General features: G+C 63.9%; 23 protein-coding genes and 1 pseudogene. 7 read left to right on the forward strand and 17 right to left on the reverse strand.

Going from position 1 to position 25,935, the window contains the following annotated elements:
- Positions 1–62: 62 nt before the first annotated feature.
- The 3 genes from CHB88_RS09440 to CHB88_RS09450 form a co-directional block, all read right to left on the reverse strand.
- A complete protein-coding gene (locus CHB88_RS09440) occupies positions 63–1,442 on the reverse strand; it encodes a SpoVR family protein (RefSeq protein ID WP_089399063.1) in 1,380 nt (459 codons plus the stop codon).
- A 14-nt stretch (positions 1,443–1,456) separates the two neighbouring features.
- Positions 1,457–2,596 carry a DUF444 family protein gene (locus CHB88_RS09445; protein WP_176442391.1) on the reverse strand — a complete coding sequence of 380 codons (1,140 nt, stop codon included), beginning with the start codon at positions 2,594–2,596 and terminating at the stop codon, positions 1,457–1,459.
- Positions 2,597–2,658: 62 nt separating this feature from the next.
- Positions 2,659–4,602 (reverse strand): serine protein kinase, encoded by a 1,944-nt coding sequence (locus CHB88_RS09450; protein ID WP_089399064.1) that lies wholly within the window; start codon positions 4,600–4,602, stop codon positions 2,659–2,661.
- 590 nt (positions 4,603–5,192) lie between these two features.
- On the opposite strand from CHB88_RS09450, the gene CHB88_RS09455 reads away from it, so the two are divergent.
- From CHB88_RS09455 to CHB88_RS09470, 4 genes and pseudogenes are all read left to right on the forward strand, one after another.
- The gene (locus CHB88_RS09455; RefSeq protein ID WP_089399065.1) at positions 5,193–6,146 is read left to right on the forward strand and encodes an AAA family ATPase; all 954 of its coding nucleotides are present in this window, start codon (positions 5,193–5,195) and stop codon (positions 6,144–6,146) included.
- A gap of 157 nt (positions 6,147–6,303) precedes the next feature.
- Positions 6,304–7,629: an NAD(P)/FAD-dependent oxidoreductase gene (locus CHB88_RS09460; RefSeq protein ID WP_089399066.1), complete on the forward strand. Its 1,326-nt coding sequence runs from the start codon at positions 6,304–6,306 to the stop codon at positions 7,627–7,629.
- A gap of 292 nt (positions 7,630–7,921) precedes the next feature.
- Positions 7,922–9,375 (forward strand): annotated as a pseudogene (locus CHB88_RS09465) (ISNCY family transposase).
- 508 nt (positions 9,376–9,883) lie between these two features.
- Positions 9,884–11,260, forward strand: a complete 1,377-nt coding sequence (locus tag CHB88_RS09470) for an alpha/beta hydrolase (protein WP_143131195.1) — start codon at positions 9,884–9,886, stop codon at positions 11,258–11,260.
- A 67-nt stretch (positions 11,261–11,327) separates the two neighbouring features.
- Here the strand turns inward: CHB88_RS09470 and CHB88_RS09475 are convergent, their stop codons facing one another.
- The 5 genes from CHB88_RS09475 to CHB88_RS09495 all read right to left on the reverse strand — a co-directional run bounded on the left by CHB88_RS09475 (position 11,328) and on the right by CHB88_RS09495 (position 17,284).
- A complete protein-coding gene (locus CHB88_RS09475; RefSeq protein ID WP_143131196.1) occupies positions 11,328–13,835 on the reverse strand; it encodes a sensor domain-containing protein in 2,508 nt (835 codons plus the stop codon).
- Between the two features lie 214 nt (positions 13,836–14,049).
- Positions 14,050–14,244 (reverse strand): hypothetical protein, encoded by a 195-nt coding sequence (locus CHB88_RS09480; RefSeq protein ID WP_089399069.1) that lies wholly within the window; start codon positions 14,242–14,244, stop codon positions 14,050–14,052.
- A 45-nt stretch (positions 14,245–14,289) separates the two neighbouring features.
- A complete protein-coding gene (locus CHB88_RS09485) occupies positions 14,290–15,309 on the reverse strand; it encodes an ABC transporter substrate-binding protein (RefSeq protein WP_089399070.1) in 1,020 nt (339 codons plus the stop codon).
- Positions 15,309–15,638 carry a 4Fe-4S dicluster domain-containing protein gene (locus CHB88_RS09490; RefSeq protein WP_089399071.1) on the reverse strand — a complete coding sequence of 110 codons (330 nt, stop codon included), beginning with the start codon at positions 15,636–15,638 and terminating at the stop codon, positions 15,309–15,311. The genes CHB88_RS09485 and CHB88_RS09490 overlap by 1 nt, the downstream gene beginning before the upstream one ends.
- Positions 15,635–17,284: an FAD-dependent oxidoreductase gene (locus CHB88_RS09495; protein WP_089399072.1), complete on the reverse strand. Its 1,650-nt coding sequence runs from the start codon at positions 17,282–17,284 to the stop codon at positions 15,635–15,637. Before CHB88_RS09495 ends, CHB88_RS09490 begins: the two co-directional genes overlap by 4 nt.
- Before the next feature lie 122 nt (positions 17,285–17,406).
- Here CHB88_RS09495 and CHB88_RS09500 point away from each other — a divergent pair, with 122 nt between their 5' ends.
- Positions 17,407–18,120 carry a GNAT family N-acetyltransferase gene (locus CHB88_RS09500; RefSeq protein WP_089399073.1) on the forward strand — a complete coding sequence of 238 codons (714 nt, stop codon included), beginning with the start codon at positions 17,407–17,409 and terminating at the stop codon, positions 18,118–18,120.
- A gap of 170 nt (positions 18,121–18,290) precedes the next feature.
- On the opposite strand, the gene CHB88_RS09505 is transcribed toward CHB88_RS09500, so the two are convergent.
- The 6 genes from CHB88_RS09505 to ssuE all read right to left on the reverse strand — a co-directional run bounded on the left by CHB88_RS09505 (position 18,291) and on the right by ssuE (position 23,132).
- Positions 18,291–18,506, reverse strand: coding sequence for a TOBE domain-containing protein (locus tag CHB88_RS09505; protein WP_089399074.1), 216 nt, complete (start codon positions 18,504–18,506; stop codon positions 18,291–18,293).
- A 66-nt stretch (positions 18,507–18,572) separates the two neighbouring features.
- Positions 18,573–19,415: an ATP-binding cassette domain-containing protein gene (locus CHB88_RS09510; RefSeq protein WP_089399075.1), complete on the reverse strand. Its 843-nt coding sequence runs from the start codon at positions 19,413–19,415 to the stop codon at positions 18,573–18,575.
- 13 nt (positions 19,416–19,428) lie between these two features.
- Positions 19,429–20,259, reverse strand: a complete 831-nt coding sequence (ssuC, locus tag CHB88_RS09515) for an aliphatic sulfonate ABC transporter permease SsuC (RefSeq protein WP_089399076.1) — start codon at positions 20,257–20,259, stop codon at positions 19,429–19,431.
- An 8-nt stretch (positions 20,260–20,267) separates the two neighbouring features.
- A complete protein-coding gene (gene ssuD / locus CHB88_RS09520; protein WP_176442405.1) occupies positions 20,268–21,413 on the reverse strand; it encodes an FMNH2-dependent alkanesulfonate monooxygenase in 1,146 nt (381 codons plus the stop codon).
- 23 nt (positions 21,414–21,436) lie between these two features.
- Complete coding sequence (locus CHB88_RS09525) at positions 21,437–22,432, reverse strand: sulfonate ABC transporter substrate-binding protein (protein ID WP_089399078.1); 996 nt, start codon at positions 22,430–22,432, stop codon at positions 21,437–21,439.
- A 109-nt stretch (positions 22,433–22,541) separates the two neighbouring features.
- Positions 22,542–23,132 (reverse strand): NADPH-dependent FMN reductase, encoded by a 591-nt coding sequence (gene ssuE / locus CHB88_RS09530; protein ID WP_089399079.1) that lies wholly within the window; start codon positions 23,130–23,132, stop codon positions 22,542–22,544.
- 548 nt (positions 23,133–23,680) lie between these two features.
- On the opposite strand from ssuE, the gene CHB88_RS25125 reads away from it, so the two are divergent.
- Both CHB88_RS25125 and CHB88_RS09535 read left to right on the forward strand, forming a co-directional pair.
- On the forward strand, positions 23,681–23,827 hold the full coding sequence (locus CHB88_RS25125) for a hypothetical protein (protein ID WP_176442392.1): 147 nt from the start codon (positions 23,681–23,683) through the stop codon (positions 23,825–23,827).
- A gap of 114 nt (positions 23,828–23,941) precedes the next feature.
- On the forward strand, positions 23,942–24,397 hold the full coding sequence (locus CHB88_RS09535; RefSeq protein WP_089399080.1) for a hypothetical protein: 456 nt from the start codon (positions 23,942–23,944) through the stop codon (positions 24,395–24,397).
- 59 nt (positions 24,398–24,456) lie between these two features.
- On the opposite strand, the gene CHB88_RS09540 is transcribed toward CHB88_RS09535, so the two are convergent.
- The 3 genes from CHB88_RS09540 to CHB88_RS09550 all read right to left on the reverse strand — a co-directional run bounded on the left by CHB88_RS09540 (position 24,457) and on the right by CHB88_RS09550 (position 25,456).
- Entirely contained in the window at positions 24,457–24,738 is a 282-nt protein-coding gene (locus CHB88_RS09540; RefSeq protein ID WP_089399165.1) for a hypothetical protein, read from the reverse strand.
- A gap of 72 nt (positions 24,739–24,810) precedes the next feature.
- Positions 24,811–25,125 (reverse strand): hypothetical protein, encoded by a 315-nt coding sequence (locus tag CHB88_RS09545; protein WP_245844805.1) that lies wholly within the window; start codon positions 25,123–25,125, stop codon positions 24,811–24,813.
- Between the two features lie 52 nt (positions 25,126–25,177).
- Positions 25,178–25,456, reverse strand: coding sequence for a hypothetical protein (locus CHB88_RS09550; RefSeq protein ID WP_089399081.1), 279 nt, complete (start codon positions 25,454–25,456; stop codon positions 25,178–25,180).
- Positions 25,457–25,935 lie beyond the last annotated feature (479 nt).

Here is a 25,935-nt window from a genome sequence, read left to right on the forward strand (position 1 = left end):
CCCGGAAGAAAGAAGGCGCCGTTCTTGTTTGACCCGCTTTTGTTGAACCGACTGCCGAGCTGCTATACCCGCTTGCTTGTCACCACCCGCGCCTCGCCGCGCTCGCCGACGGTATGCAGCGTCACCGGACGCCGCCATACCCTTCCCAGATATTCCAGCACGCGCTCGGCGCGGCCGAGGTCCACCCCGCGGCCATCGCTCTTGTGGTCATGCACCAGTTGCAGGCTGCCGTCCACATGCATGTGGTTGACCGCAATGCGCGGCGCGCCGTAGTTGAACTTGGGCGAGAGGATGGCCTCATGCACCGCATGGACATCCTTCTCGGTAATGCGGATGTCCCCGTCGTCCCGCGATTCATAGACGAACAGCTCCAGCTTCTCGATCAGGTCGGCGGTGAGGTAATTTCGGATGAAGCCGAAGTCGTCCTCCTCGCGGCAGATGCGGCGCGCCGCTTCGAGGCCATGCTTCTCCACGATGTCTTCCCAGATGGAGAAGCCGAGATGGTAGGGATTCACCGCGAGCGCCAGCTGCTGCTCTGCCGCATAGGGGCGCACCACGTCGGAATGCGCCTTGATGGCTGACAGGTAAAGTCCTTGCGGCAGGAAATCGGCTTCCCGCAGCAGCCGCGCATGCCAATAGGAAGCCCAGCCCTCGTTCATGATCTGGCAGGCGAACACCGGGTAAAAATAGAAGGACTCCTCCCGCACGGCGAGAAAGATGTCGCGCTCCCAGTCTTCCATCTCCGGTCCGTATTGGGCAATGAACCAGAGCAGATCGTATTCCGCCTGCGGCGGAATCGGGGCGCGCCGGGTCCCCGGTTCCTGCCTGGCAAGCGGTTTCTCGCCCGGCAGCTGCCGGAATTTCTGCAGGAAGGCCGTGGGCTCCGGCGTTTTCTCTTCCCGCACCGTCTCCGCATATCGGTCGCGATGCAGCTCGCGGGTGATGTCCACATGCGGTTCCAGGGCCAGCGCCGCGTCCAGCACCGCTTCCACCCGATCCTCGCCATGCGCCTGGATGGCCCTCTCGATGCGGTGGGCGCGCGCCGCCGCTTCTTCCAGGATATGGCCCCCGGCCATCTGCATGAAGCGGGCGAACAGATGGTTGTTCTTGGCGAAGTCCGCATGGCCGAGCACATGGGCGGTGACCAGCGTGTTTTCCGGCAGGGTGTTGTTGTTCACCAGGTAGGCGCGGCAGGGGTCGCCGGGGAACATGACCTCGAAAATGCGGGAGTGGCCCATCCCCTGGCGGATCAGCTGATGGATGTAGCGCACGCCGAAGGACCAGTGCGGCATGCGCACTGGCAGTCCGTAGACGGCGATTTCCATCATGAAGTTGTTGGGAACCATCTCGAAGTCGACCGGATAGTAATCCAGCCCCTGGGCCCGGGCCAGCGCCTCGATCTTGTCCGCGTATTCCTTCAGGGTTTCTCCACAGGTGCACATGGACGCCGGTTTCCTTATTCAGCTTGCTGCTTGATGAAAAACTTGCGGATGGCCTGCCAGACATCGTCGTGCCGCGTCAGGTCGCAGGCGCTGATGGGCGCGCCGGCATGCTCGATTTCATGGCAGATGGCTTTCATCTCTGTCTCGGTGGTGCGGTGGGTGCCGGGCACCGTTTCGACATAGCCGACGAAATTGAGCAGGCCCGCCAGCGTGTTCAGGTAATCCGTCGCCGCCGGACGGTCCTCGGTGAAGTTCTCGCCGTCCGATGCGTAGAACAGGTAGCCGTTGTAGCGCGCCGGATCGTACTCCTTCTCGATCATCTCCAGCGCCAGCTTGAAGGCGGTGGACGCGCCGGTGCCGCCGGTGCCGCTGACGTTGAAGAACTCGCTTTCGGAAAACTCCCATGCCTGGGTCGTATGCGCGATGAAGCGGGTCTCCACCTTGGCGTAGCGGCGGCGTATGCCCTGGAGCACGAAGAAGAAAAAGCTCTTGGCCAGCTTGCGCTCCGCTTCGGTCATGCTGGCCGACACGTCGAGCGCGAACAGCACCACCGCGTTGGTGGCAGGTTTGCGCCGCTGCACCAGCTGCCGAAAGCGCAGGTCCTCGTTGGTGAAGGGCACCGGGTTTTCCTGGATGGCGCGGCGCTTCACTGCTTCCTTCACGGTGCGGCGGCGGTCGAGCCGGGCGCGGGCGCCATGCTTGTCCCAGCCCTCGCGCACCATGCTGTCATCCTCGATGGCGGTATTGTGGCGCGGCTTCAAATCCGGCAATTGCAGCTCTTCCCACAGCCAGTCGATGATGTCGTCCACCTTGAATTCAAGCATGAGCTTGACTTCGCCCTCGTTGTTGCCGCCGCCGCCCGATTCCTCGCCGGGACTCGGATCGGCCTGGCGCAGCACGTCGCCCGGCTTGCCCTTGCCCTGGCCGGCGGCGCTTTGCGGCTTGTTCCAGGAATCGGCCAGGCGGAAGCGGGCATGCTCCAGGAGATGGACCGGCACCTGCACCGTGCGGTCCTGGGCGCCGGTCATGACGTCCGGCCCAGCCACCAGGTTCGGCAGGTTCTGCTGCACCGCATCGCGTACCTTCTGGTTGTGGCGCAGCCAGTCCCGCGACCCGCGCGAGAACAGGTCGTACCACGGTGTTTCTGCAGACATGGTGATGAAGTTCGCCATAAATCAACCTTAGTGCACGGTCACGTGCGTTTCGATCCAGGCACTCATTCCTGCGCCATCAGGGTGGTGACATAGTTCAATGCCTCGCGTGCGCTGTGGCTGTCGTAGCCGTACTCGTCCACCAGGCGCTTTTCCACCACCGATATCTTCTGCCGCGCCTCGTCGTCCGGCCGGGCGCTGGAGCTGACCAGGCGCAGCACGTCGCGCCGCTGTTCGAACAGGTACTGCTGAATGGCGTTGTGCAGCTGGGCATGGGAGTCGAGGGTGAACTTCTCGCCGCGCTTGAAGGCGCCCATCGCCTTGCGCACCACTTCCTGGCGGAATGACTGCTTGCCCGACTCGGAGATATGGATCTTTTCCTCCACTGCACGAAGGAAGCGCTCGTCCGGACGCCGTTCCTCGTTGGTGATCGGATCGTTGATGTGGCGGTTGTCGAGCATGGCCTCCACCTCGTCGAGATACTTGTCGAGCAGGTCCTGCGCCTCCTGTTCGAAGGATACGAACAGCGCTTTGTGGACGTCTTCCTTCACCCAGCGGTTGTAGAAGTCCTTGCGCGCCAGGACCAGGTAGTCGACCCACTTGCGCTTCTTCTTGGGATCGATGCGCGCATCGTTCTCGATCGCATCCTTGATCGCCAGGAGCACATCCATGGTCGTCAAGCTTTTGACATTCGACTGAATGATTGCGTTCGACAGCGCGTTGATGACGAAGCGCGGGGAAATGCCGGCCAGCCCCTCCTCGGGGGCGCGCTGCCTGCTGCGTTCCGGTTCGACATGCCCCTCGACATCCTCGCGGGCGTGGATGCGCAGCTTGCGCGACATATCGGCTTCCTTGTCGTCGCCTTCGTGCATGCGGGTCATGATGGCGAAGACGGCGGCCGCATGCAGTGCATGCGGATCCAGATGCACTTCCCGGAAGGCCGGCGCGGCGGAAGAAATCAGCTTCTGGTAGATGCGCGCTTCGTCACGGTAATTCAGCGTGTAGGGCACCTGGATGATCACCATCCGGTCCAGCAGCGCCTCGTTCTCGCTTTCCTGCATGAAGCGTCGGAACTCCGCCAGATTGGTGTGGGCGAGGATGGTTTCGTCGAGATAGATCAGCGGAAAACGCGACACCTTGACGTTTTTCTCCTGGGTCAGCGTCAGCAGCAGGTAGAGGAATTCACGCTTGACCTTCAGAATCTCGATCATTTCCAGCATGCCGCGGCTGGCCGCGTAGACCGCGCCCGACCAGGACCAGGCCCGGGGATCGCCCTCGTCGCCAAACTCCGCGACCTTGGACAAATCCACCGAGCCGACCAGGTCCGCGAGGTCGGCGGTGGTTGGATCGTGCGGCGCGTAGGTGCCGATGCCGACGCGGCCGGCCTCGGAAATGAAAATGCGTTCCACCGGCATCTTCATGAAATCGCCATCGTGCTCGTGTTCCAGGCGCGAGCGGCAGTGCGGGCAGATCTCGCCCTTGATCTCGACGCCGTATGTGTCGCGGAAGCTGGCGCGCAGGGAGTGCGGCACCAGGTGCAGCGGCGATTCATGCACCGGGCAGCCCTGGATGGCGTACACCGCGCCGGAATTGGTCATGCTGTACTCTTCCAGGCCGCGCTTGAGCAGAATCACCAGCGTCGACTTGCCGCCGGACGGCGGGCCGAGCAGGAGCAGCAGGCGCCGGCCGACTTCCGAACCGGCGGCGGCGGCCTTGAAGTAATCCACCACGCGGTCGATGGATTCGTCGATCCCGAACAATTCCTGGTCGAACAGCTTGCAGCGGAAATTGCCGTTCTCGTCTTCCTCGCCCATCCAGCGGATCATGTCCCACATGTATTGATGCGAACTGCGGGCTACGCCCTGCGGATCGGCGGGCACGACATCTTTCAGAAACTGGGCGAGCGAGCCCGACCAGTACTCGGCCCGGTGGTTCTGGGTGAAGGCCACCAGGCTTTGCAGAAAACTTTCTTGCCGTTCGCTGTGATTCAACTCGGCTTGGGTTGCCATGCTAGTGCTCCCGTTAGGTTGTGGGGATTCGACTGATGGACATTGGAAATCCCCGAGCGTTTCTCTCAGGTTCCAGGCGAGCGCGTTGGCCCATCGCCTATCTGCCTGATTCCTGCGCCCCGTCAAAATTCTGGGCAGTGTGCTGAGCGTCGTCGGCGCTTCCCCAGCGAGCCAGGCTTCGAGCAGCAAGATGCGTGCAAGGCCTCCGCATCTGCTGCGAACGCGTTCATAAACTATGGAGAGTCGGAGCCCGAGGGATGATGCGTTGCAGGGATTGACGCATCTCAAAGAGCGGGAAAGTGCCGTTTAAGGGCTGCAACGGCTCGACTGTGGAAACGCGCGAGCTTCGTCCCGACGAAGTTATTTCGTGTAAATTGTTCCCGTACCCTTGGAACAATATTCCAACGGCTGCGCGGCGTTGTCAGCCTGAAGGGCAGGGCGCGCGTTGGAGTGATGCTGGAACGAGTATTGCAATAATGGATGAAGACTGCCGGGCAGGCACGCGGTTGGTGCAGGGAAGGTCCGGTTCGGCAAGTCGACGTGCGCGGCGCCGGCGGTTCGCCGGGCAGGCACGCAGAATAGGAGTGTGTATGACCCTCACAATCGCCCGTTCTCACACCATCTACGACGTAAAGGCAGTCGAAAGCGCCCAGGAAAGGGCGCGCGCCCTCAAGTCTGTGGAACTGGAAGCGTTCTACGACAACATGCTGGCGCTCGGTGCCGACCGCTTTCTCACCACGCCATCGTCCGCCGCCGCGCTCGATCCGCTGTACGAGGACTGTCCCAACTTCGGCGAGGTGCTGGACGATCTCTCCCGCTACCTCGGCCTGGCGCTGGCCGGCGGCACCAGCTTCAACATCATGCCGGTCCTGCTGCTGGGCGAGCCCGGCGTCGGCAAGACGCATTTCGGCAAGCGCCTCGCTTCCGTCCTCGGCACCGAATTCGAGTTCATCAGCATGAACGCGCTTTCCGCCGGCTTCGTCATCACCGGCAGTTCCTCCACCTGGCGCGGCGCCAAATGCGGCAAGGTGGCGGAGCGGCTGGTGCGCGGCCGCTTCGCCAATCCGGTGGTGCTGCTCGACGAGGTGGAAAAGGCGACCGGCTCCACCCAGTCCGACCCGATGGCGGCCCTCTACCAATTGCTCGAACCGGAGACCTCGCGCGCTTTCCACGATGAATTCATCGACGTCGATCTCGATGCCAGCCAGGTTTTCTGGGTATTGACGGCGAACAGTCTTGAAGGCATTCCGGAAGCCTTGCTCAGCCGCATGGCGGTCTATGATGTGCCAAGCCCCACGCCGGAACAGGCGGCCGGCATTGCCCAGCGCATCTATGCCATGCTGTTGAAGGAGCTGAAGCTGGCCAGCATGGAGGCTGAGCTGCCGGAGAACGTGCAGGCCAAGGTGGCGGATGTCTCGCCGCGCGAGATGCGCAAGACGCTGCTCGATGCGCTCGGCTTCGCCGTGGCCGCGGGTCGTTCCGCCCTCGTGCCGGAAGACATCCGCCTCAAGTCCGAACCGGCCAAGCGCCGCATCGGCTTCTGATCAGCATCGTTTCAACAGGCTGCAAGGCCGGTCGCGCAATCCCGCCGAGGAACGGCGGGGCCGGCTGCCTGTCACTCCAGAGTGTGTCATGTCGGCTGGGCTTGCCTGCTCGCCAGCGGCCGATGACGCACGCCATATCCTCAACTTCGGAGAACCGATGAATCCTTCCACAGGGCATCGCATCGTGATCGTCGGCGGCGGCGCCGGCGGGTTGGAATTGGCGACCCGCCTCGGCGACAAGCTCGGGCGCAAGGGCAGGGCGGAGATCGTTCTGGTGGATCGCTCCCCAACCCACCTGTGGAAGCCGCTGCTGCACGAGGTGGCCGCCGGCAGCCTGGACATTCATGCCCATCAGGTGGAGTACATCGCGCAAGCCAGGTGGCACCATTTCGAGTTCCAGCAAGGTGCGCTCATCGGGCTGGACCGGGAGCGAAAACAGCTCCGCGTCGCCGCATCCCTCGACGAAGACGGCATCGAGATTCTTCCGGAACGCGAAATCGCCTACGACACCCTGGTGCTGGCAATCGGCAGCGTCACCAATTTCTTCAACACGACGGGTGCGGCGGAACATGCGATCGCGCTCGATACCGTGCCTCAGGCGGAACGCTTCCGGCGGCGCCTGATCGCCGCCTGCATGCGGGCGCAGAACCGGCTCGGCGAGCATGCCGGCGAAAGCAATCCGCAGGTCGATGTGGTGATCATCGGCGGCGGCGCCACGGGTGTCGAGCTGTCAGCGGAGCTGCGCAACACCGCCCAGGTGCTGCGCGCCTACGGGCTGCATCAGCTGGATCCGGTCAAGGACGTAAAGTTGACGGTGATTGAGGCGGGTCCGCGCCTGCTGGGTCCCTTGCCGGAGCGGGTATCGAAGGCGACCACCGAGCTGCTGCACAGCATGAATATCGGGGTGATGACGTCGGAACGGGTGACCGAAGTGAGGGAAGACGCGGTGCTGACCCAGAGCGGAAAGCGGGTGCCGGCCGACCTGGTGGTGTGGGCGGCCGGCATCAAGGCGCCGGAGGTGCTGTCGACGCTTGGTTTGCCGCTCAGCCGACTCGGCCAGGTGGAAGTAAAGCAAACCCTGCAGACGCCGAGCGACTCGAGCATCTTCGCCTTCGGCGACTGCGCCAGCTGCCCATCGCCCGACGATGGCAAGCCGGTGCCGCCGCGGGCCCAGGCGGCGCACCAGCAAGCCGCTTTTCTCTTCAAGGCGCTGCAGCTGCACCTGGCTGGCAAGCCGCTGCCGGAATTCAAGTTCAGCGATCTCGGTTCGCTGGTTTCGCTGGGGCGGGTCAGCGCCGTCGGCAACCTGATGGGAAACCTGGTCGGCGGCTCGCTGTTGATCGACGGCCTGATCGCCCGGGTTCTGTATGCCTCGCTTTACCGCATGCACGTGCTGGCGCTGCGAGGCGCGATGCGCATGGTGGTGGACACGGTGGTGCAGTGGCTGAGACAGCGGACGACGCCGAGGGTAAAGCTTCATTGATGACGGCAGAGCGGTCGCGCATGTTCGCCGGGTTGGTCGGATGGCCGGTTTGAACGGCAGGAGACGCAGGGAGGTTCGGCGTTCTCAATTGGCTGAAGAACGGTTACAACGGTTTTCCGCAAACTCGAACAAGGCTTATTTTACATAAGGTAAATTATCGGAAGAATGAGCTGTAGGTCCCAAGTAGAAATGTCCGTTTTCTCCCAAGTAGAAATGTCCGTATTTGTCATTTGGAAAGATAGTAAAGCAAGAGTAGATGCAAGCTATGGAGCTCTGAGTACGGGAGCTGGCCATGGCGAAGACTGGGACCATCACAATGAGCATGCAGGAAGCGGAGCGGCTCAAAGTCATCGCGGCGGTCGTCGATGGCAATCTGAAGCCGCTGCAGGCAGCCGAACGACTGGAATTGACGACGCGACAGGTTCGGCGCCTGGTGCTGCGATATGGGGCCGAAGGTGCTGTTGGGCTGGTGTCGCGCAAGCGCGGCCGGCGCAGCAATCATCAATTGTCTAATGGTGTGGCTGACGCAGCATTAACCCTGATCCGGCAGCGGTATGCCGATTTCGGGCCTACGCTGGCCTGCGAGAAGCTGCGTGAGTGTCATGGACTTTATCTGGGTGTCGAGACGGTTCGCCAACTCATGATGGAAGCCGGATTATGGATTCCCAGGCGATTGCGGGATCGCTCGGTGTACCAGCCTAGGAACCGGCGGCATTGTGTTGGCGAGCTGATCCAAATCGACGGCAGCGACCATCGGTGGTTCGAAGACCGTGCTGCGGCTTGCACTTTGCTGGTGTTTATCGACGACGCCACTAGCCGGCTGATGCATCTGCACTTCACCCATACGGAGTCAACCTCAGCTACTTTGAAGCCACGCGGCGGTATATCGAACTGCACGGCAAGCCGCAGGCGTTCTACAGCGACCAGTACAGCGTGTTTCGTGTCACCCGCAAGCAGGCCCAGGCTGGCGTAGGCTATATGCAATTCGGACGAGCGTTGTATGAGCTCAATATTCAAAGTATCTGCGCCAACAGCAGCCAGGCCAAAGGACGTGTGGAGCGGGCCAACTTGACACTGCAGGACCGCCTGGTCAAGGAATTGCGGCTGCAAGGCATTTCGACGATGGAAGATGCCAATGCCTTCGCGCCACAGTTCATAGCCGACTACAACCGGCGGTTTGCCAAGCCGCCCAGAAGCGACGCGGATGTACATCGGGCAGTCAGGCAGGACGAGGAATTGGAGTTAATTTTTACGTATCGTGAGCAGCGCAAGGTATCGCATGCGCTCACCCTGCAGTACGACCATACCTTATACCTGCTGGCCGACATTGCAGCCAATCGCCGGCTCATTGGCAAATACATCGCTGTGTATGAATACCCGGATGGAAGAATCGAGCCGCGGCATGACGGTCGCGCCCTCCTCTGCGTCGCTTATGACCGCCTGCCGGACATTGATCAGGCAGCCATCGTGGAAAACAAGAGGCTGGGACATGTACTACAGATTGCGCAACTGGTGCAGCAGCAGCGTGACAGTCGACGGGGGCAGACCTTTCCATCACGTACCAATCGGGGCGTGCCAACGGTGCCGAAGCAGGCCATGCCTGGAAAGAAGACGCAACGGCAGCTCAGCAGTGAGGATGTCGCTCAAGCCGTGGCCCAAGTTGCACCCTCTGGAAAGCCTCCAAAAAAACAACCTCGTCCAGCAAAAGACCGGACATTTCAACTTGGCAGCACAGCGGACATTTGAACTTTGCACCGACATGAGCGCAGCAGCCATTCAAAAGGGTCCATATCTAGCCATTTTCGGATATCCGTTTTCTTCCCATCAAACCTCTCATTGGGGTTCCAAGAACTTATCGGCTTCAGTCTAGTTTGTCGGGGCTTGATTTCGCATGGCAAGCCTTATGCAGCAATGGCTGAAAACTCCTTTTGCCAACGGAATCGAAAACCGATATTGAAGGCTTGCTTGCACCGAAACCTTCTCGGATCACGGCACGGCAGCCTTTCAGCGTCGTAGTGAACTTAATGCCGCCTGTGCTCTCTGGTTAACCGTATTCGCTTAGGGCCCGATGCCGACCCATGCTTTCCTTCAAGCCCTCCGACCTGCGCTTCTGATCCGCCCCGTCCACGCGCATGCGCGCTGCCTGCCAACCATGTTTCGTTCCAGATCGTTACCATTTCTCAGCATACTCTGCGTCTCTTTATCAGCGGGACTGTTCGCCCCCGCCTTGCCGGCCTGGCTTGGCGCCGCATTCATGCCGGCGGCATTCGCCGCGGAACCCGCAAAAGCCGAGCCAGCCCCGCAGGAAGAAGCCAGAGCCCAGGACAGCCGCGTATTTACCGTGGATGAAGCCGCGCTGCCCTTTTCGTCCTTGCCGGGCTCATCCGTAGAGACCGACCGCTGGACCGGGATATTGAACGGTGCCGGTTATCGGATCGAGGTGCCGAAGAACTGGAACGGCAGGCTGGTCATGTATGCGCATGGCTTTGCGGAAGCAGATCCCAGGCTCGTCGTCAACGACCCGCCCATCCGCCGCCATCTCATCGAACGGGGATATGCCTGGGCAGCGTCCTCGTTCAGCCGCAACAACTACGACGTGCGCGCCGGCATCGAGGATACCAACGCCCTGGCCGCCGCCTTTACTGCCATCGCGGCCGGCCATGGGCGCGCGCTTGCGGCGCCGAATCGCACCTATATCGTTGGCGGATCGATGGGCGGGCATGTCGCCGCAGCGGCCGTGGAACGTGAAACGCAGGAAACCGCGGTCAACAAATACCGCTACCACGGCGCGCTGAGCCTATGCGGCGTCGTCGGGGACACGGAACTGCTTTCGTATTTCACCGCCTATCAGATGGCGGCCCAATACCTGGGCGGCGCGCCGGCGGCGGCCTACCCGGTATCCAATTTCGCCGCGATCGAGGGCGCACTCAAGGACCGGCTGTGGAATGTCTACCCCCTGCAGCCGACCGAGGCGGGCCGCAAGTTGCGGGCTGCCCTGGTGCAGTTGTCCGGTGGCGCCAGGCCGATTGCCGAAGACAGTTTCGGCCTCGAGCCGGTCCAGGACCATCTCTGGGAATGGTTTGGCAGCGACGGCACGGCAGGCGGGATCCTGAACCGAAACGCCTCGGACACCACCGGCCTTGTCTATCAGCTCGATGCCGACCCGTCGCTTTCTCCCGAGGAGCTGGCGATGAACGGCCAGATCCTGCGCGTCACGGCCGCGCCGGATGCCAACCGGCGGCGCACCGACGGCTTGCGCTGGATTCCCAAGGTCAATGGGCAGTTCGATGTGCCGGTGGTGTCCTTGCATACGCTCGGCGACCTGTTCGTGCCCTTCAGAATGCAGCAGATTTACCGGCAGCGCGCCATCGACAATGGCAGCGCCGGGTGGCTGGTACAGCGCAGCATCCGCTCCCCCGGCCACTGCGACTTCACGGTGGCGGAACTGGTCGAAGCGTTCGATGCGCTGGTGAACTGGGAGCAGCATGGCGCGAAGCCGGCGGGCGATGATGTCGCGTCTCCCGCCGTCGTCGCGCAGCCACGGTATGGATGCGCGTTCACGAAAAATGAGTTCGGGCGGGATGATGCGCCCGAAGTGGCGCTTGTGCGCAGACTTCTGCCCTCATGCTGATCGTTTTGATCCCGGCCAGGCGCCCTACTTCTGCCGACCCGCCACCCGTTTGCGCGGAGCCGGCGAGCTAGGTTCTGAACCGGCTCGCTGTGCGCTGACCGGCCAGCGCGATGGGCGATGCCCTGCACTCGGCCTTCTTGTTGGTGGCATCGATATGCTGGCTGGCGTCGTCGAATGACATAGGTCTGGCGAACAGGAAGCCTTGGCCGAAGTCGGCTCCGAGATCCGTCAGGATCCGGCTCTGCACCTCGTTCTCGATGCCCTCGGCAACCACCTTCATGCCGAGCTTGTGCGCCATCCAGACCATCGTTTCGCACAGAGCGAGCCGGGTCGGGTCGGTGCCGAGTTCATGCACGAACAGCCGGTCGATCTTCAGGTAATCGAAGCGCAGCTTGGTGATGTAGGACAGCGACGAGTACCCGGTGCCGAAATCGTCGAGCGCCAGCTTGACGCCCTTTTCCTGCAGCATCGCGAATTTCTTCTTCATCGTGTCGTCGAGGTTCAGCAGCATGCCCTCGGTCAATTCCACCACGATCGACGAATAGGGTATGCCGAACTCCTCGATGGTTTCGAGCAGAGTTCCGATCGCCCGGGTTCCGCGGCGAAACTGCACCGGGGAGACATTGATCGCGACCTCGAATTGCTGCGGCTCGGCGCGGCAGCGCGGCGCGAACCTGCTGATGGCTTCACGGGCGACCCAGTTGCTGATCGGACCGATGACGCCGATGTCTTCCGCCAGCGGGATGAAGTGGGCCGGACTGATCAGCCCCTGTTCCGGATGCTTCCACCGCAGCAGCGCCTCCACCTTGGAAACCGTGCCGTCCTTGAGGTTGACGATCGGCTGGTAATTCAGGAAGAACTGATCGGAGGACAGCGCGGCATGCAGATCGTTGACCATGCGGCGCCGGGCCACGATGCGCTCTTCCATGGTCGGAAGGAAATGGCAATGGCGGTTCCCGCCCAGCGACTTGGCGGCGTACATCGCCTGGTCGGCGTGCTTGATCAATTCCTCCGCGCTGCTGGCGTCGCCGGGATATTGGGCGATGCCAATACTGCCGGACACGTGGATGCGGTTGCCTTCCACATCATAAGGAATGGAAAGCGCATCGTTGATGGCTTCAGCCATCCGTTCCACCGTGCGGCTGTCGTTGCCGTCGCTCAAGACCACGGCGAATTCATCGCCGCCGAGGCGGGCGGTGAGATCGATGGCGCGCACTGCCGACCGCAGGCGCTGGGTTGCCTGGACCAGCAACTGGTCGCCGACCGAATGGCCGAGGCCGTCGTTGACTTCCTTGAACCGATCGAGGTCGATCAGCATCAGGGACACCGCCGTGCCGCGCGCGCCTGCCGCCTCGATCAGCTGCACCAGCCGATCGCCGAGCATGTTGCGGTTGGGCAGATCGGTCAGGGCATCGAAGTTGGCCTGCCGCCAGATCACCTGCTCCGAGCGCTTTCGTTCCGTGATGTCGAGAAACAGATATATCCTGCTGAAGGCCGAACCGTCGGCATTGCGTATGGTATCGATGGTGCACAGTTCGGCGACCTCGCCGCGCTGCGGGTCGCGGTGCCACAGTTCGCCGTGCCAGTGCCCTTCGCGGCTCAGGCTTTGCTGGATCTTTTCATGGGCATCCGAACCGTGCTCCTCATCGAAGAATTCGATCAGCGGCCTGCCCACGATCGCATCCGCGTTGAGCTTGCGGCTGCGCGCGAACGCATCGTTGACGGTCAGCACGACACCCGCCTCGTTGGTGATGGCCATTGCCTCGCTGCTTTGCCGGTAAACGATGCTCGCCAGCTGCATCGCCCGCTCCGCTTCCTTCTGCAGGGTGATGTCGACGATCGTGCCGATCATGCGCTCCGGATTGCCCTGCGCGTCGTAGGTGATCATGCCGTGGCCGCTCACCCAGATCCAATACCCCTGGTGATGCAGCAGACGGTGCTCGGACTGGATCGCGGTGCGACGCCGGGCGAATGCCTCCTGAGTCTCCGCCCAGACGCGCGGCTGATCGTCGGGATGGAGCCGGTCCTTCCATTCTCCCAGGCCCAGGCCGATCTCCTCGTCATCGAGGCCGAGCAATTTCTTCCACTGCTGGGAATGATTGACCGTATCGGCCTTGATGTCCCAATCCCACACGCCGGCGCCGGACCCCTCGAGCGCGAGGCGCCAGCGTTCCTCGACCTTGAGCAGCTGGTCGTGCATGCGGCGGTACTGCGTGATGTCATGCACGGTGCCGATCAGCTGCGTGCAGCGCCCGTTGCCGTCGAAAATCGGGGAGACGCTTACCCGGCCGATCTTGGTCCCGGCCGGATAGTCGGACGTTTCTTCCCAGGATACGGTCTTGCGTCCGCGGATGGCTTCGAGATATTTGCCGGTCACCAGCGCATGGGCCGGCGGCGGAATGACTTCATAGACGCTTTTCCCGAGAATGGCTTCCTGCGACAAGCCGGTGGTCTCGAGGAAGCGCCGGTTGACCGCGGAAAATATGAAATTCGCGTCATCGACGACGTCCAGAACAAAGATGACATCCGCCACATTGTCAAACACCAGGTTGAGCTGTTCTTGTTTTTTCGCCAACTGGCGTGCGGCGCTCGAGAGGCCTGCATCTGTTCCGGATTGCACTTCTTGCCCCACTTGAATTCACGAATAGCCAAGTCGGGCAATTTATCATTTTAAAAATTTCGTGTCTTTTCTTTTCGCAGCAGAACGGCAGCGATCTCTCCGGAGTAAAGAGCGCGCATGACGGGCATCTTCTGTCTGCACTGCCCCGCCAAATGAGGCGACATCAAGATCAGTGGCTGATCGGCACGAGCAGGACCGCTTCCCCGGCGGCCTGAAGGCGCTCGCGCTCTTCCGCCTGCCATGCGCGGTAATGCGCGGCCTTGGCGGCCACCACGGTGGGCGGCCGCGGGCACGCCACCCAGATCAGGCGATCGCCCGACCTAGCGATCGGCCGATGGAATTGCGGGGTCAACAGGATGTTCATGCGATTTCTCCGCGGCGTTCCGGCAGGCCGGAACCCGCCTTTGCGCTAGGTAGCCCCTTTTCCGCTCCAGAGCCCCAGGTCGACATCCCTGCGCATCAGGTTTTCGGCAAGGAGGAATTTCCTGGTCTCGTTGAGCAGGCCGAGCGCGCGGGGCGGGTAAGGTTCCTCCGGCATCTGGCTGAAGGCATGCGAAGCTTTGACGATCGGTACCGGAAAGCCCGACACCTCGGCATGGAAGGCATAGTAGCGCTCCGGATCGCTGCGCATCTCGGCAAGCGCAGCCTGCCGCGCAAGGCTCCAGGCATCCCGTACACCCGGGGCCTTGGCCAGCAGCTTTTCCGAAGCGACGATGACCGAGGTACCGAGAAGCGCCGGATGGCGCGACGCTTCGTCGATGATGCGATAGCCGCGCGACGCCAGCAGCGGGCCGGTATCGATGGGCGCCGCGAACGCCGCGATCGCGCCGCGCGCCAGCGCCGGTTCCGCGTCGCGCGGCAGCATGTAGACGATGTTGACCTTCCTGCCCAGGCCAGCCTCCTTCAGCGTGCCCAGCAGATAGCGATGCATGTAGGACCCCAGCGGCACCGCCACCACCTTCCCCGCCAGTTCCGCCACCGATGACACGCCCTCCTTCGGCGCCAGCAGCCAGGCATTCATGCCGACGTTCTCGAAGCCGATCAGGCGGCCGTTCAAGCCGCGCGAGTACGCCACGATGGCTGGCGTGTCGCCGTAAATGCCGACGTCGAGCGCCCCGGACAGGAAAGCCTCGTTCAGGTCCGGCCCGTTCGCAAACGCATGGGTCGTGACGGCATCGAAGCCGAGCGGCGCCAGTTCCTTCTGCAGGATGCCCTGCCTCAATGCCCAGCCGGTCGCCAGGGCGGGTTGCCGGGACGGCCCGATATAGCCGAGCCGCAGCGTTGCCTTTTCGGCGCGTTGGCCAAGCGCGATGCCGGGGGCCGCCAGGACGGCGCTGGCGGACAGCGCCGCGCCCAGCAGGCGCCGGCGCGCGGGAGATGCCGGCGATGCTGCCGTGCCGGGGATGAAACGCTTCGGGTAAGTCGCCATCAGTGAACTCGCTCGAGAAGTTCAAAACTGCCATCGAGGCCGGCGGTGGGACGCTGGCCGCGCTTCCAGCCGATCGCGCTGCGGTAGCTGCCCAGCAGCGCCTGGGTGGCCGGCGCCGCCTCCGTCATATCGCTCGGGCCGTCGGCCTCGGCGGCGACGAACAGGGCGTCTTCCGGACAATACAGCTCGCACATGAAGCACGTCTGGCAATCCGACTGACGCGCGATGCGCGGGGCGGCGTTCGCCACCGCCTCGAAGACGTTGGTGGGGCAGACGCGAACGCAGATATTGCATCCGGTGCAGCGGTCGGCGCTGACGATCTCGATCATGCCGCCACTCCTTCCAGCCGCGCCGGCGCGAGCGGCGAGCCGGAGGCCACCGCTTGCGTGCGGGTCCAGACTTCATCCAGGCCGCCGCTGATCAGCCGGTGGCGCTGCGCCGGATCGCTCAAAGCGTGATCGCGCCGGCGATGCATGCCGCGCGTCTCCGTCCGCTGCAAGGCGCTGCGATACATCCATCGCGCCGTGGCCAGCATCGCCGTGGCTTCCCGCGCCCGCACCCTCTCGTTGACCGATGCGGCGGGCGCAGTCGCCCTCGCCTCCCGCCAGGCGGCATCCAGGCGCGCCAGCGACGCCTGCAGCGTATCGGCGGACCGGGTCCAGTTGAAGGCATAGGGAAAGACTTCGTTCTGCACCGTCCTGACCAGGGCGGCGCTGTCGAGCTGCGCACTACCTTTGCCCCTGATCGCCACGCCGCCGGCGCGGCGGGCGGCACGCCGCGCCGATGACCTCGCTGAGCGCGCATGGTCCGCCGCGCCGGCGCCGGCCCAGAAACCGGAGGACAGCGCCCAGGCGGCATTGTGGCTGCCGCCCCCGGTGAACCCGCCGCAGATCAGTTCGCGGGTGGCGGCGTCGCCGGCGGCATAGAGGCCGGGCACCGTGGTGGCGCAGGAGTCGTCGACCAGGTTCAGCCCGCCGGTGCCGCGCACCGTGCCTTCCAGGCGCAGGGTGACCGGGAAGCGCTGCGTGAACGGGTCAATGCCGGCGCGCTGGAATGGCAGGAAGAAGTTCGGCTGCGCGGTCTGCATCCAGCGCCGGATATCCGCGTCGGCGCGATCGAGGCAGGCGTACACCGGTTCCGTCTCGAGCGTCCTTGCGATGACGCCGCGCCCGCGCGCGGAGCCCGCGCCTTCGATCGCCGATCCATCGGCGCGATAGAAGCTCGCCCAGTTGTAGAACAGCGACTTCGTCACCGAGGAGAAGGCCGGGCTGAGGCCATAGGCGCTGGAAAACTCCATGCCGGAAAACTCGGCGCCGACTTCGGCCGCCATCAGCAAGCCGTCGCCTGTCAGCACGTTGCAGCCGAGCGCCCGGCTGAGGAAAGCGCAGCCGCCGGTGGCGATGACGACCGCGCCGGCGCGGGCGGCCCAGCTCTCGCCGCGCTGCCGGTCGGCGCCGATGGCGCCGCATACTGCGCCCTGCTCGTCCACGAGCAGCTCCAGCGCCGGGCTGTGGTCGAGGATGCGAACGCCGGCCTCCTTCACCTTCTTGCGCATCAGGCGCATGTACTCCGGGCCCTGCAGCGACGTCCGGCGCAGCTGCCCCTGTGCGTCGGTGGGAAACGGATAGCCCCACTCCGTCAGGCGCTCGACATTGAGCCAGGTTTGCTCGAGCACGCGGTCCATCCAGGCATCCTCCGCGAGATGGCCGCCCAGTTGCAGGCGGCTCGCCTTGGCCTGCTCGCGCAATGCCTTGTCGCGCGGCACATGCCAGACGCCGGTGCCGGAAGGCGCGGTGGCGCCGGAGGTGCCGCAAAAACCCTTGTCGGCCAGCAAAACGCTGGCGCCGCGCGCCGCTGCGCTGATGGCGGCCCACGCGCCGGCCGGACCGCCGCCGATCACGAGCACATCGACGTGATGGCTGTTCGATGTCGCGCCATCCGAAACCCATTCACCCTTGTTCTTTTCGCTTTCCATATGTCCTCGTTCGTTCAGTAAAAACGGCGTGATCCGATTCAGCCTGTGCAGGCAAAGCGAAACGGATGCTCTGAATCGATGCTAGCGCTGCGCGGCGCGCCTGGGAACGAACGATTATTACTATGGATATTCGCTTTTTCAGCCAGTGCAAACCGGGCGCCGGCAAGAGCGTGGCGGCTTCGCAGCGACGGCCTGTGAACACCGTGTTTCGCATATGGATAAACGGATTTATTCGTTCCTGCCGCTGCGGCGGGGTCTTACGCTATCGATGCAGAAAGGCCGGCTTCGGCCCCGTTGTCCAACTTCTCGATGTTGCTTGCCCCATGCCCATGTCCCCCACGCTGAAACGCGCATTGGAATCCGATGCGCAGGCCGCATGCCGGTTGATCCATGAATCCATCATCGCCGGCTGCCGGGCGGACCATGGCGCCGATGCCATGGTCCTCTCACGTTGGCTGGAGCCGATCACACCCGACCAGGTGCGCAGCTGGTTCGCCTGGCCGGCGCATCGCGCCCTTGTGGCGACGCTGGATGGCGAGATGGCCGGCATCGGGATGCTGGCGCGCCCGGGCAAGCTCGCCTTGCTGTATGTGGCGCCGGCGATGCAGCGCAAGGGGTTGGGAGCGCTTCTGCTTCAGCGCCTGTGCGGCCAGGTGGCATCCTCGCGGCCACGGACGCTGCATGTCCACAGCACCCTCAGCGCGCAGGGTTTCTTCGCTCGACAGGGCTTCTCGGCGGTCGGGGAATGTCCGGCGGCACATGGCGCGATGATCGTGATGCAGAAGAAGCTTGGCGTGCAGACTTATCCCGGCGCCAAGCCGTGCCGATGCGGATAGTGAATCCAGTGGCGGGCCGAAGCATGCATCTGCGGACAGCGCATTCGGCAGCAGGCACTTATCTACATATGCCTGCGGGTATCGCTTGTTCGCGGCGTGTGCCGCAATGAGGAGGGAAGGAATCGCTTGCCAGCCGGCCCGGCGTCATGCGTCAGGCCGGCTGGCAGTCATCAGAGCTTGGCGATGGAAACTTCGGTTGCCTTCACCAGGGCCACCACTTCGACGCCGGGTGCGAGACCGAGGTCGCGCACGGAGCGTGTGGTGATGACCGAAGTGACGATGCCGGCGGGGGTTTCGACATCGACTTCAGACACGACGGGTCCGTCGATGATGGCCTTGACCTTGCCGCGGAACTGGTTGCGCACGTTGATGGCTTGAATCGTCATTGCAAATCCTTTCAAAGGTGTTTCAAATCAAAGGGGTGTCAGGTCGGAGTTGAGAAATGGGGTGGATCAGATCGCCCAGGCGACCTGGCCGACGCTTTTTCGCCAGCGTTCGTCGCCGGGCGAACTGTCGGGATGCCGCGCCGGCTGGCGCAGCACCCGCGAAAGAATGCTTTCCTCCAGCCTGGCGAAGGCAGCATCGCCGCGGGCGCGCGGCCGCGGCAAGGCGATGCGCTCGTCGAGCGTGATGCGGCCGTCTTCGATCAGCACCACCCGATCCGCCAGCGCGACCGCTTCCTGCACGTCATGCGTGACGAGGATCGCGGTGAAGCCGCGCTGCTTCCACAAACGCTCGATGAGCTGCTGCATGTCGATGCGGGTCAATGCATCGAGGGCGCCGAGCGGTTCGTCCAGCAGCAGCAGATCCGGTTCATGCACCAGGGCGCGCGCCAGCGCCACCCGCTGCCGCTGGCCGCCGGACAGCACAGCCGGCCATTCATGGGCGCGTTCCGCCAGACCCACCTGATGCAATGCCTCCTGCGCCGCAGAGGAGCGCGGCAAGCCGAGAGACACGTTGTCGATCACGCGCTTCCAGGGCAGCAGGCGCGAGTCCTGAAACATGATGCGCGTCTGCGGCTGCCGGCTGCCGCCGCTCCCGTCGGTGAAACGGATGGCGCCGCGCTCGCTTTTCTCCAATCCGGCGACGAGGCGCAGCAGCGTGCTTTTGCCGCAACCGCTGCGGCCCACGATGGCGACGAACTCGCCGGGCGCGATGCGAAGGTCCACCTCCTGCAGCACCGCGCGGCCGCCAAACGCCTTGTGCACGCCGCGCAGGTCCACCTGCACCCCGCGCGCCGGCGGAGCAGGCACCGCCTGCAGAGCCGCCGCTTGGCGGGAAAGTGTCGTTGTCATGCGAATGATCCTTTCATTGATAGCTTGGATGCCAGCGCAGCGCGGCCCGCTCGAGCGCGCGCGCCAGCACGTCCGCCAGCTTGCCCAGCAGCGCATAAAGCAGGATGCCGACCAGCACCACGTCGGTCTGGAGGAATTCGCGGGCATTCATCGTCATGTAGCCGATGCCGGACTGCGCCGAGATGGTTTCCGATACGATCAGCAGCACCCAGACCAGGCCGAGCGCGAAGCGCACGCCGACCAGGATGGACGGCAGCGCGCCCGGCAGGATGACATCCCGGTACAGCGGCCAGCCCGACAAGCCATAGCTCTTCGCCATTTCGATCAACCCCTGGTCCACCGAGCGGATGCCGTGGAAGGTATTGAGGTAGATCGGAAAGAACACCCCGACCGATACCAGGAACAGCTTGGCCGCTTCATCGATGCCGAACCAGAGGATGACCAGCGGGATCAGCGCCAGCGCCGGGATGTTGCGGATCATCTGGATCGTGGTGTCGAGCAGGGTTTCGGCCTGGCGGAAGGAACCGGTCAGCAATCCGAGCAGCAGGCCGAGGCCGCCGCCCACGGCGAAGGCGGACAGCGCGCGCCATGCGCTGGTGCGCACGTGCTGCCACAGTTCGCCGGAGAGCGCCAGGGTCCAGGCCGACTGGATCACGGCGAGCGGCTCCGGCAGGATACGGCTGGACAGCCAGCCGATCTGCGCGGCTGCCTGCCAACCGAGCAGCAGCGCGCAGGGCACGATCCAGGGCGTCAATCGGGAGAACAGGCGCCGCAGCAACCGGAAGCGGTCGAGCCGTGCCTCGGCAGGCGCCAGCGCTTCGATATCGGTGGTGGTGATGTGCATGTCCGCTCCTAGCTCTGCGCGACCTTGGGCAGGAAGCCGTTGCCGACCACTTCGCCGAAGGGGCCGGTCAGCGCGGTCTGCGGCTCCTGCCTGCCCTTGCCGATCAACGGAAAGACCAGTTCGGCGAAGCGATAGGCTTCTTCCAGATGCGGATAACCGGACAGGATGAAGGTTTCGATGCCGAGGTCGGCATACTCCTTCATGCGCGCCGCCACGGTTTCCGGGTCGCCCACCAGCGCGGTGCCGGCGCCGCCGCGCACCAAGCCGACGCCTGCCCACAGGTTCGGCGACACTTCCAGCTTGTCGCGGCGTCCGCCATGCAGCGCGGCCATGCGCCGCTGCCCTTCCGAATCCATCTTGGCGAAGGCGGTCTGGGCCCGGGCGATCACCTCGTCGTCGAGATGGCTGATCAAGTCTTCCGCCGCCGCCCAGGCGGCTTCACTGGTCTCGCGCACGATCACGTGCAGCCGGATGCCGAAGCGCACCGTCCGGCCGTGGCGCGCGGCGCGCGCCCGAATGTCGGCGATCTTCTCGGCGACCGCGGCCGGCGGCTCGCCCCAGGTGAGATAGACATCCACCTGTTCCGCCGCCAGCTCATGCGCCGCCGGCGAGGATCCGCCGAAATAAAGCGGCGGATGGGGTTTCTGCACCGGCGGGTAAAGCGTCTTCGCACCCTTTACCTTCAGGTGCTTCCCTTCGAAGTCAAAGCCGGCCTCGCCGCCCTCTCCGGCCAGCGCTGCGCGCCAGATGCGCAGGAATTCGTCGGAGATCTCATAGCGGGTCGCATGGTCGGCGAACAGGCCATCGGCTTCCAGTTCGGCCTGGTCGCCGCCGGTGACGACATTGACCAGCAGGCGCCCGCCGGAAAGACGGTCGAAGGTGGCGGCGGTTCGCACCGCCAGCCCCGGCGTGCTCAAGCCGGGACGGATCGCCACCAGGAACTTGAGCCGCCTGGTGGCGCCGATCAGGCTGGAGGCGACCACCCAGGGATCTTCGCAGGAGCGCCCGGTCGGGATCAGCACGCCGTCGTAGCCGCTGGTATCGGCGGCCACGGCGACTTGCTGCAGATAGTCGTGGGTCACGGCGCGCACGCCGCGGGTGGTGCCGAGATAGCGGCTGTCGCCATGCGTCGGCAGGAACCAGAATACGTTCAGGGTCATGGTTTTTCCTTTCCTGTTCAGCCGCCTATCCGGGCGGTCGCCGCCACCGGGTTCCACACCGCGTCGCGCACGCGGATCGGTTTCGGGATCAGCTTGAGATTGGCAAAGGCATCGGCGATCTTCTGCTGCTCGGCGATGACAGCCTCGCTGACCGGGGCGATGCCGTAGCTGTAGCGGCTGGCGGCGAGCTCCACGACGGGTGTCTCCAGTCCGATCTGGGTCGCCAGGATGGCGGCGGCTTCGCGAACATTGCCCTTGGCCCAGTCGTCCACCTGCTGCAACTCTTCCTGGATGACTTTCAGGATCGCCGGATTGCGCTCGGCATAGGGGCGCGAGGCGAGGAAGAACTGGTGGTTGCTCACCAGGCCGCGTCCGTCCGCCAGGATGCGGGCCCCCAGCTGCTTTTCAGCGGCGGCGAGGAACGGGTCCCAGATCACCCAGGCATCCACGCTGCCGCGCTCGAAGGCGGCGCGGGCATCGGCCGGCGGCAGGTACACCGTCTGGATGTCGCCGTACTTCAAGCCGGCTTGCTCCAGCGCCCGCACCAGCAGGTAGTGGACGTTGGAGCCCTTGTTCAGCGCCACCTTCCTGCCTTTCAGGTCGGCGACGCGGCGCAGGGCCGAATCCTTCGGCACGACGATCGCTTCCGACAGCGGGGCCGCCGGTTCATTCGCGACGTAGACCAGATTGGCGCCGGCGGCCTGCGCGAAGATGGGCGGCGCTTCGCCGACGGTGCCGAAGTCGATGCTGCCGACGTTCAGCCCTTCGAGCAGCACCGGACCGGCCGGAAATTCGGTCCACTTCACCTCCACGCCCTGGGCCGCGAGGCGCTTGTCCAGCGTGCCGCGCGCCTTGAGCAGCGTCAGGGTGCCGTATTTCTGATAGCCGATGCGCAGCTGGCCCCTGGCCTGGGCCAGGGCGCCGAACGGCGTTGCGATCGCGCCGGCGGCCGTGGCGGCGAGCAGGCCGAGGGTGCGCCGCCTGGCGCGGCGCTGAGGGTCGATGAGGCTCATGTTTTTCCTTGTTCGTTGGGTTAAAAGCGAAATTTTCGGCATGGCGTCGCCCGTCCGCCGCGTGTCGGGAGGCGGTTGAAAAAGCAAGCGACGTTGCAGGGAAGAGGCGTTAGACGCTACATCGGATGTCGGCGAACGGGACGAAGGAAGCTGTCCCCGCTTGATGGCCAGCCGATGCGCGCAGGCCGGCATCGAGCGCATCGATGGCCTCGTCGAGGCGGCGGGCAATGCCGGCGTCGAGCGTCAAGCCGTCGTCATCGCTCCAGCGCACCTGGTCCTCGGTGGCATAAATGCTGGGCAGCACGTGCCGGGCGCCGAGCGCGGCCAGCACCGGCCGCAACGCATAGTCGAGCGCCAGCATGTGCGACTGGCTGCCGCCGGTGGCCAGCGGCAGCGCCAGCTTGCCGCGCAAGCCGTCTTGCGGCAGCAGGTCGAGAAAAGCCTTCAGCACGCCGCTGTAGGCTGCCTTGTACACCGGCGTGGCGACGATCACCGCCCGTGCCTGCTCCACCAGTGCGCCAGCCGCCAGGATCTCAGGATGCTTGAAGTGGGCATGCAGCAGCGCCTCGGCCGGCAGGCGGATAACCTCCACCGACGCGATGCGATGGCCGAGTTCAGCCAGCCCGGTGCCGAGATGGGCGAGCAGGCGGCTGGAGCGCGACGCCCATGAGGGGCTGCCGGCGATGAGAAGAATGGACATGGCGGTTCCAATGCAAGAAGGTGACTCGGGCTGTACATGGGCTCCCCCCCTGGCTAAGCGCCGATTGGCTGCTTGCATCAGGACGGGACCGATGGCTTGCCACTTTAAGCACGATCCATGTCGCCGGGAACGAATCAATTTGCGCTTGCTAATGCACATTCCGCCTTAAAACGGGAACGGATTTGGATATGCGGCAAATCGCGAATGGAGGGGTGAGGCCGGATAGTCGTGCGTCCGCGGCGCAGCGATACGGACCGGTTCCGTGCCGTGTCGCCGTGCTTCCAGGGGAAGTGATGGCCGTCTTTGCTAGCCGCGCAGGGGGCCGGCAATCTGATTTAAGGCAGGTAAAGAATCGTGCGAAGTTAGATGGCGACAGCGGTGAAGAAGTACCTGGAGGCGCGCGCCAAGTACGGTTACGAAGCGTCACAATTTAATTGACGAGATTGAGGGAAAGCAAACAGGAAAAGATTTCCTTAAGGTAACATGCGACCGCCCAGTTCATTCCGGGCACTCGAATCCACCAAGATCCTAATCTCATCACCTCAACAATGAAGCTCATTTCGATTTCCCTGCTTTCCGTGTTTATCCTCGCTGGCTGCGTCGTCGTTCCGGACGTGCCGGTTACCCGCGTGGTCGTTCAGGACGGCGGCCCGGTTCACTGCCCGCCGGGCCAGGCCAAGAAAGGCCGCTGCTGATTTCCCTCCCCGCGCGGTGACAGGGGCCGGCCAATTCAGCAATCTCGCTTCCGGCAATTGAAGTCGGGCCGCGATTGCGATATCGTCAACTCTCCAACAACAGGGAGAAGAACGATGAACGAAGCAACCCAAGCATTGCTGCGCGACGCTTATGCCATCATCGATGGCATTCCCGAAGACGCCATCCGGTTCGGCCCGCCGGTGAGCCGGCGCGGCCCCTCGCTCGCCGAGGGAACCATCTGCTCGCCGGAAGGCTGGCTGGCCCAGCATCCGGATTTCATTTCGCGTGGTCTGCGCCTGTCCGACGATGACGGCGCCATCCTGTTCCAGGACGAAGCATCGCCATCGCATGGGCCTGCGCTGCCGATGGCTGGCGCGCTGGATCTTTCGCTCGAAGAAGCAGGCCGCCTGTTCGGCAGCCGCGAAGCGTTAGGCGCAGCCGAAAACGGCGGACTGTCGGACAAGGGCCTGTGGCTGAAGCGGGTGCGTGACATGCTGGCCAGCGCCGATGGCGCCGACGTGCCTGAAACGGAAGAGCCGGCAAGCAGCGAGCAGAGCATCCCGGTCTGAGCGTTCCGCCAATCTTCTTGGATGGCTGATCCGGCTCCTCGAGCGAGCCGGCGTCCGACTTATAGCGCGATGCCGGCATTGGCCCACTGCGAGGGGCTGACGTCCAGCTTCGGCATCACGAAGCCGGCGCCGATCACGCCGACGTTGTTCAGCGCATTCACCTGCACGTTCTGCAGCTGCTGGATGTTCTGGCTGATGTTGATGTTCACATCCGCCACCTTGCCCAGCCCGCCGAGCGCGCCCAGCGCCGCCGGCACTGCATAGCCGCCGCGTACTGCCGCCAGCGCGCCGCGCTCCATCTCCCGGGCCGCCGGGATATCCTTGATCATCAATTGCGTCATGTCGTTCTCCTTGAATCGGTGATTAGTGATGGCCATGCGAGGCGGAGCGGCATGCGCCCCGCCTGCGTTTCATCAGCCGAAGTTGATGTTGTTGTGGCCGCACTGGCTGGGGGCGACGTTGGCGGTGGTGCCGCAGACGAAGGCGGCGTTGTTGCCGTTGTTGACCACGGTGTTCTGCTGCTGACCGAGCTGCTGGCTGGCGTTGAAGGTGGTGGCCGACTTGTCCAGCGACACGCTCGGGCCGCCGTAGGACGGGGCGCAGTAGGACGGCATGGCCGGCAGGCAGGAAGGCATGCTCCAGCCGCAGCCGCCGACGACGGCGGACAGGGCGTCGGCGCCGAGTTCGGTGGTGGCAACGGGCAGGTCTTTGAGGATGAGGGTTTTCATGATGGTTCTCCTGGGCTGATTCGTGAATGGGATTAAAGGTGTGGCGGGTGGATCAATGGAAGTTGATGTTGTTGCTGCCGTTCTGGGTCGGCGTGACGTTGGCCGTGATGCCGGAGGCAAAGGCGACGTTGTTGCCGTTGTTGACCAGGGTGCCCTGGCTTTGCTGCAGCTGCTGGGAAGCGTCGAACTTGGTGTCGGACAGGTGCAGATCGAAGCTGGGGGCGGACCAGGCCGGCATGCGGAAGGCATAGGTGCCGCCGCGCACGGCGCGCAAGGCTTCGCCGTCGAGGTCGGTTTCGATGCGCAGGTCTTGGATGATGATGGCTTTCATGTCGATTCTCCTGGATGGCTGGTTGGTGTGGTGAGTGAAATCTGTCGCACTCGAGCCCTATATCGCGAGGACCGTGCCAGCCCTCGCCTGCCGCGCCCAAAGACATCCAAGTCATTGAAAACATGAAGAAATGGCGCGGATGGAATGCAAGACGGACAAGACCGGCATCGCTTCGATCGAAAGCCGCTGTTGGGTCCGGCCGAACGCCGGCAGCGAGATGGTTGGCTCGATGCCGTCGCCTCGAAGCCGCGCGCCAGGCAGGCGGACTGGTGACCGTGGTTTCATTGATTCCATCCCCGACGGCCGTCATTTCCGGCGGAGCGCCGCGCGAAGAGAAAGCGCGATCCCCTTAGCCTTTGTCAGCCGGACAAGGGGTGTGTTGAACCGATAACGCTTCGCCCGCCAGGCGAGGGTTTAACGCAACACGGGCGTTTCACCGCTTAGGGATAGGCAAATCGGCATGCTAGTATTGCCTTCCA

It is taken from the genome of Noviherbaspirillum humi, assembly GCF_900188095.1.
Taxonomy (GTDB): domain Bacteria; phylum Pseudomonadota; class Gammaproteobacteria; order Burkholderiales; family Burkholderiaceae_D; genus Noviherbaspirillum; species Noviherbaspirillum humi.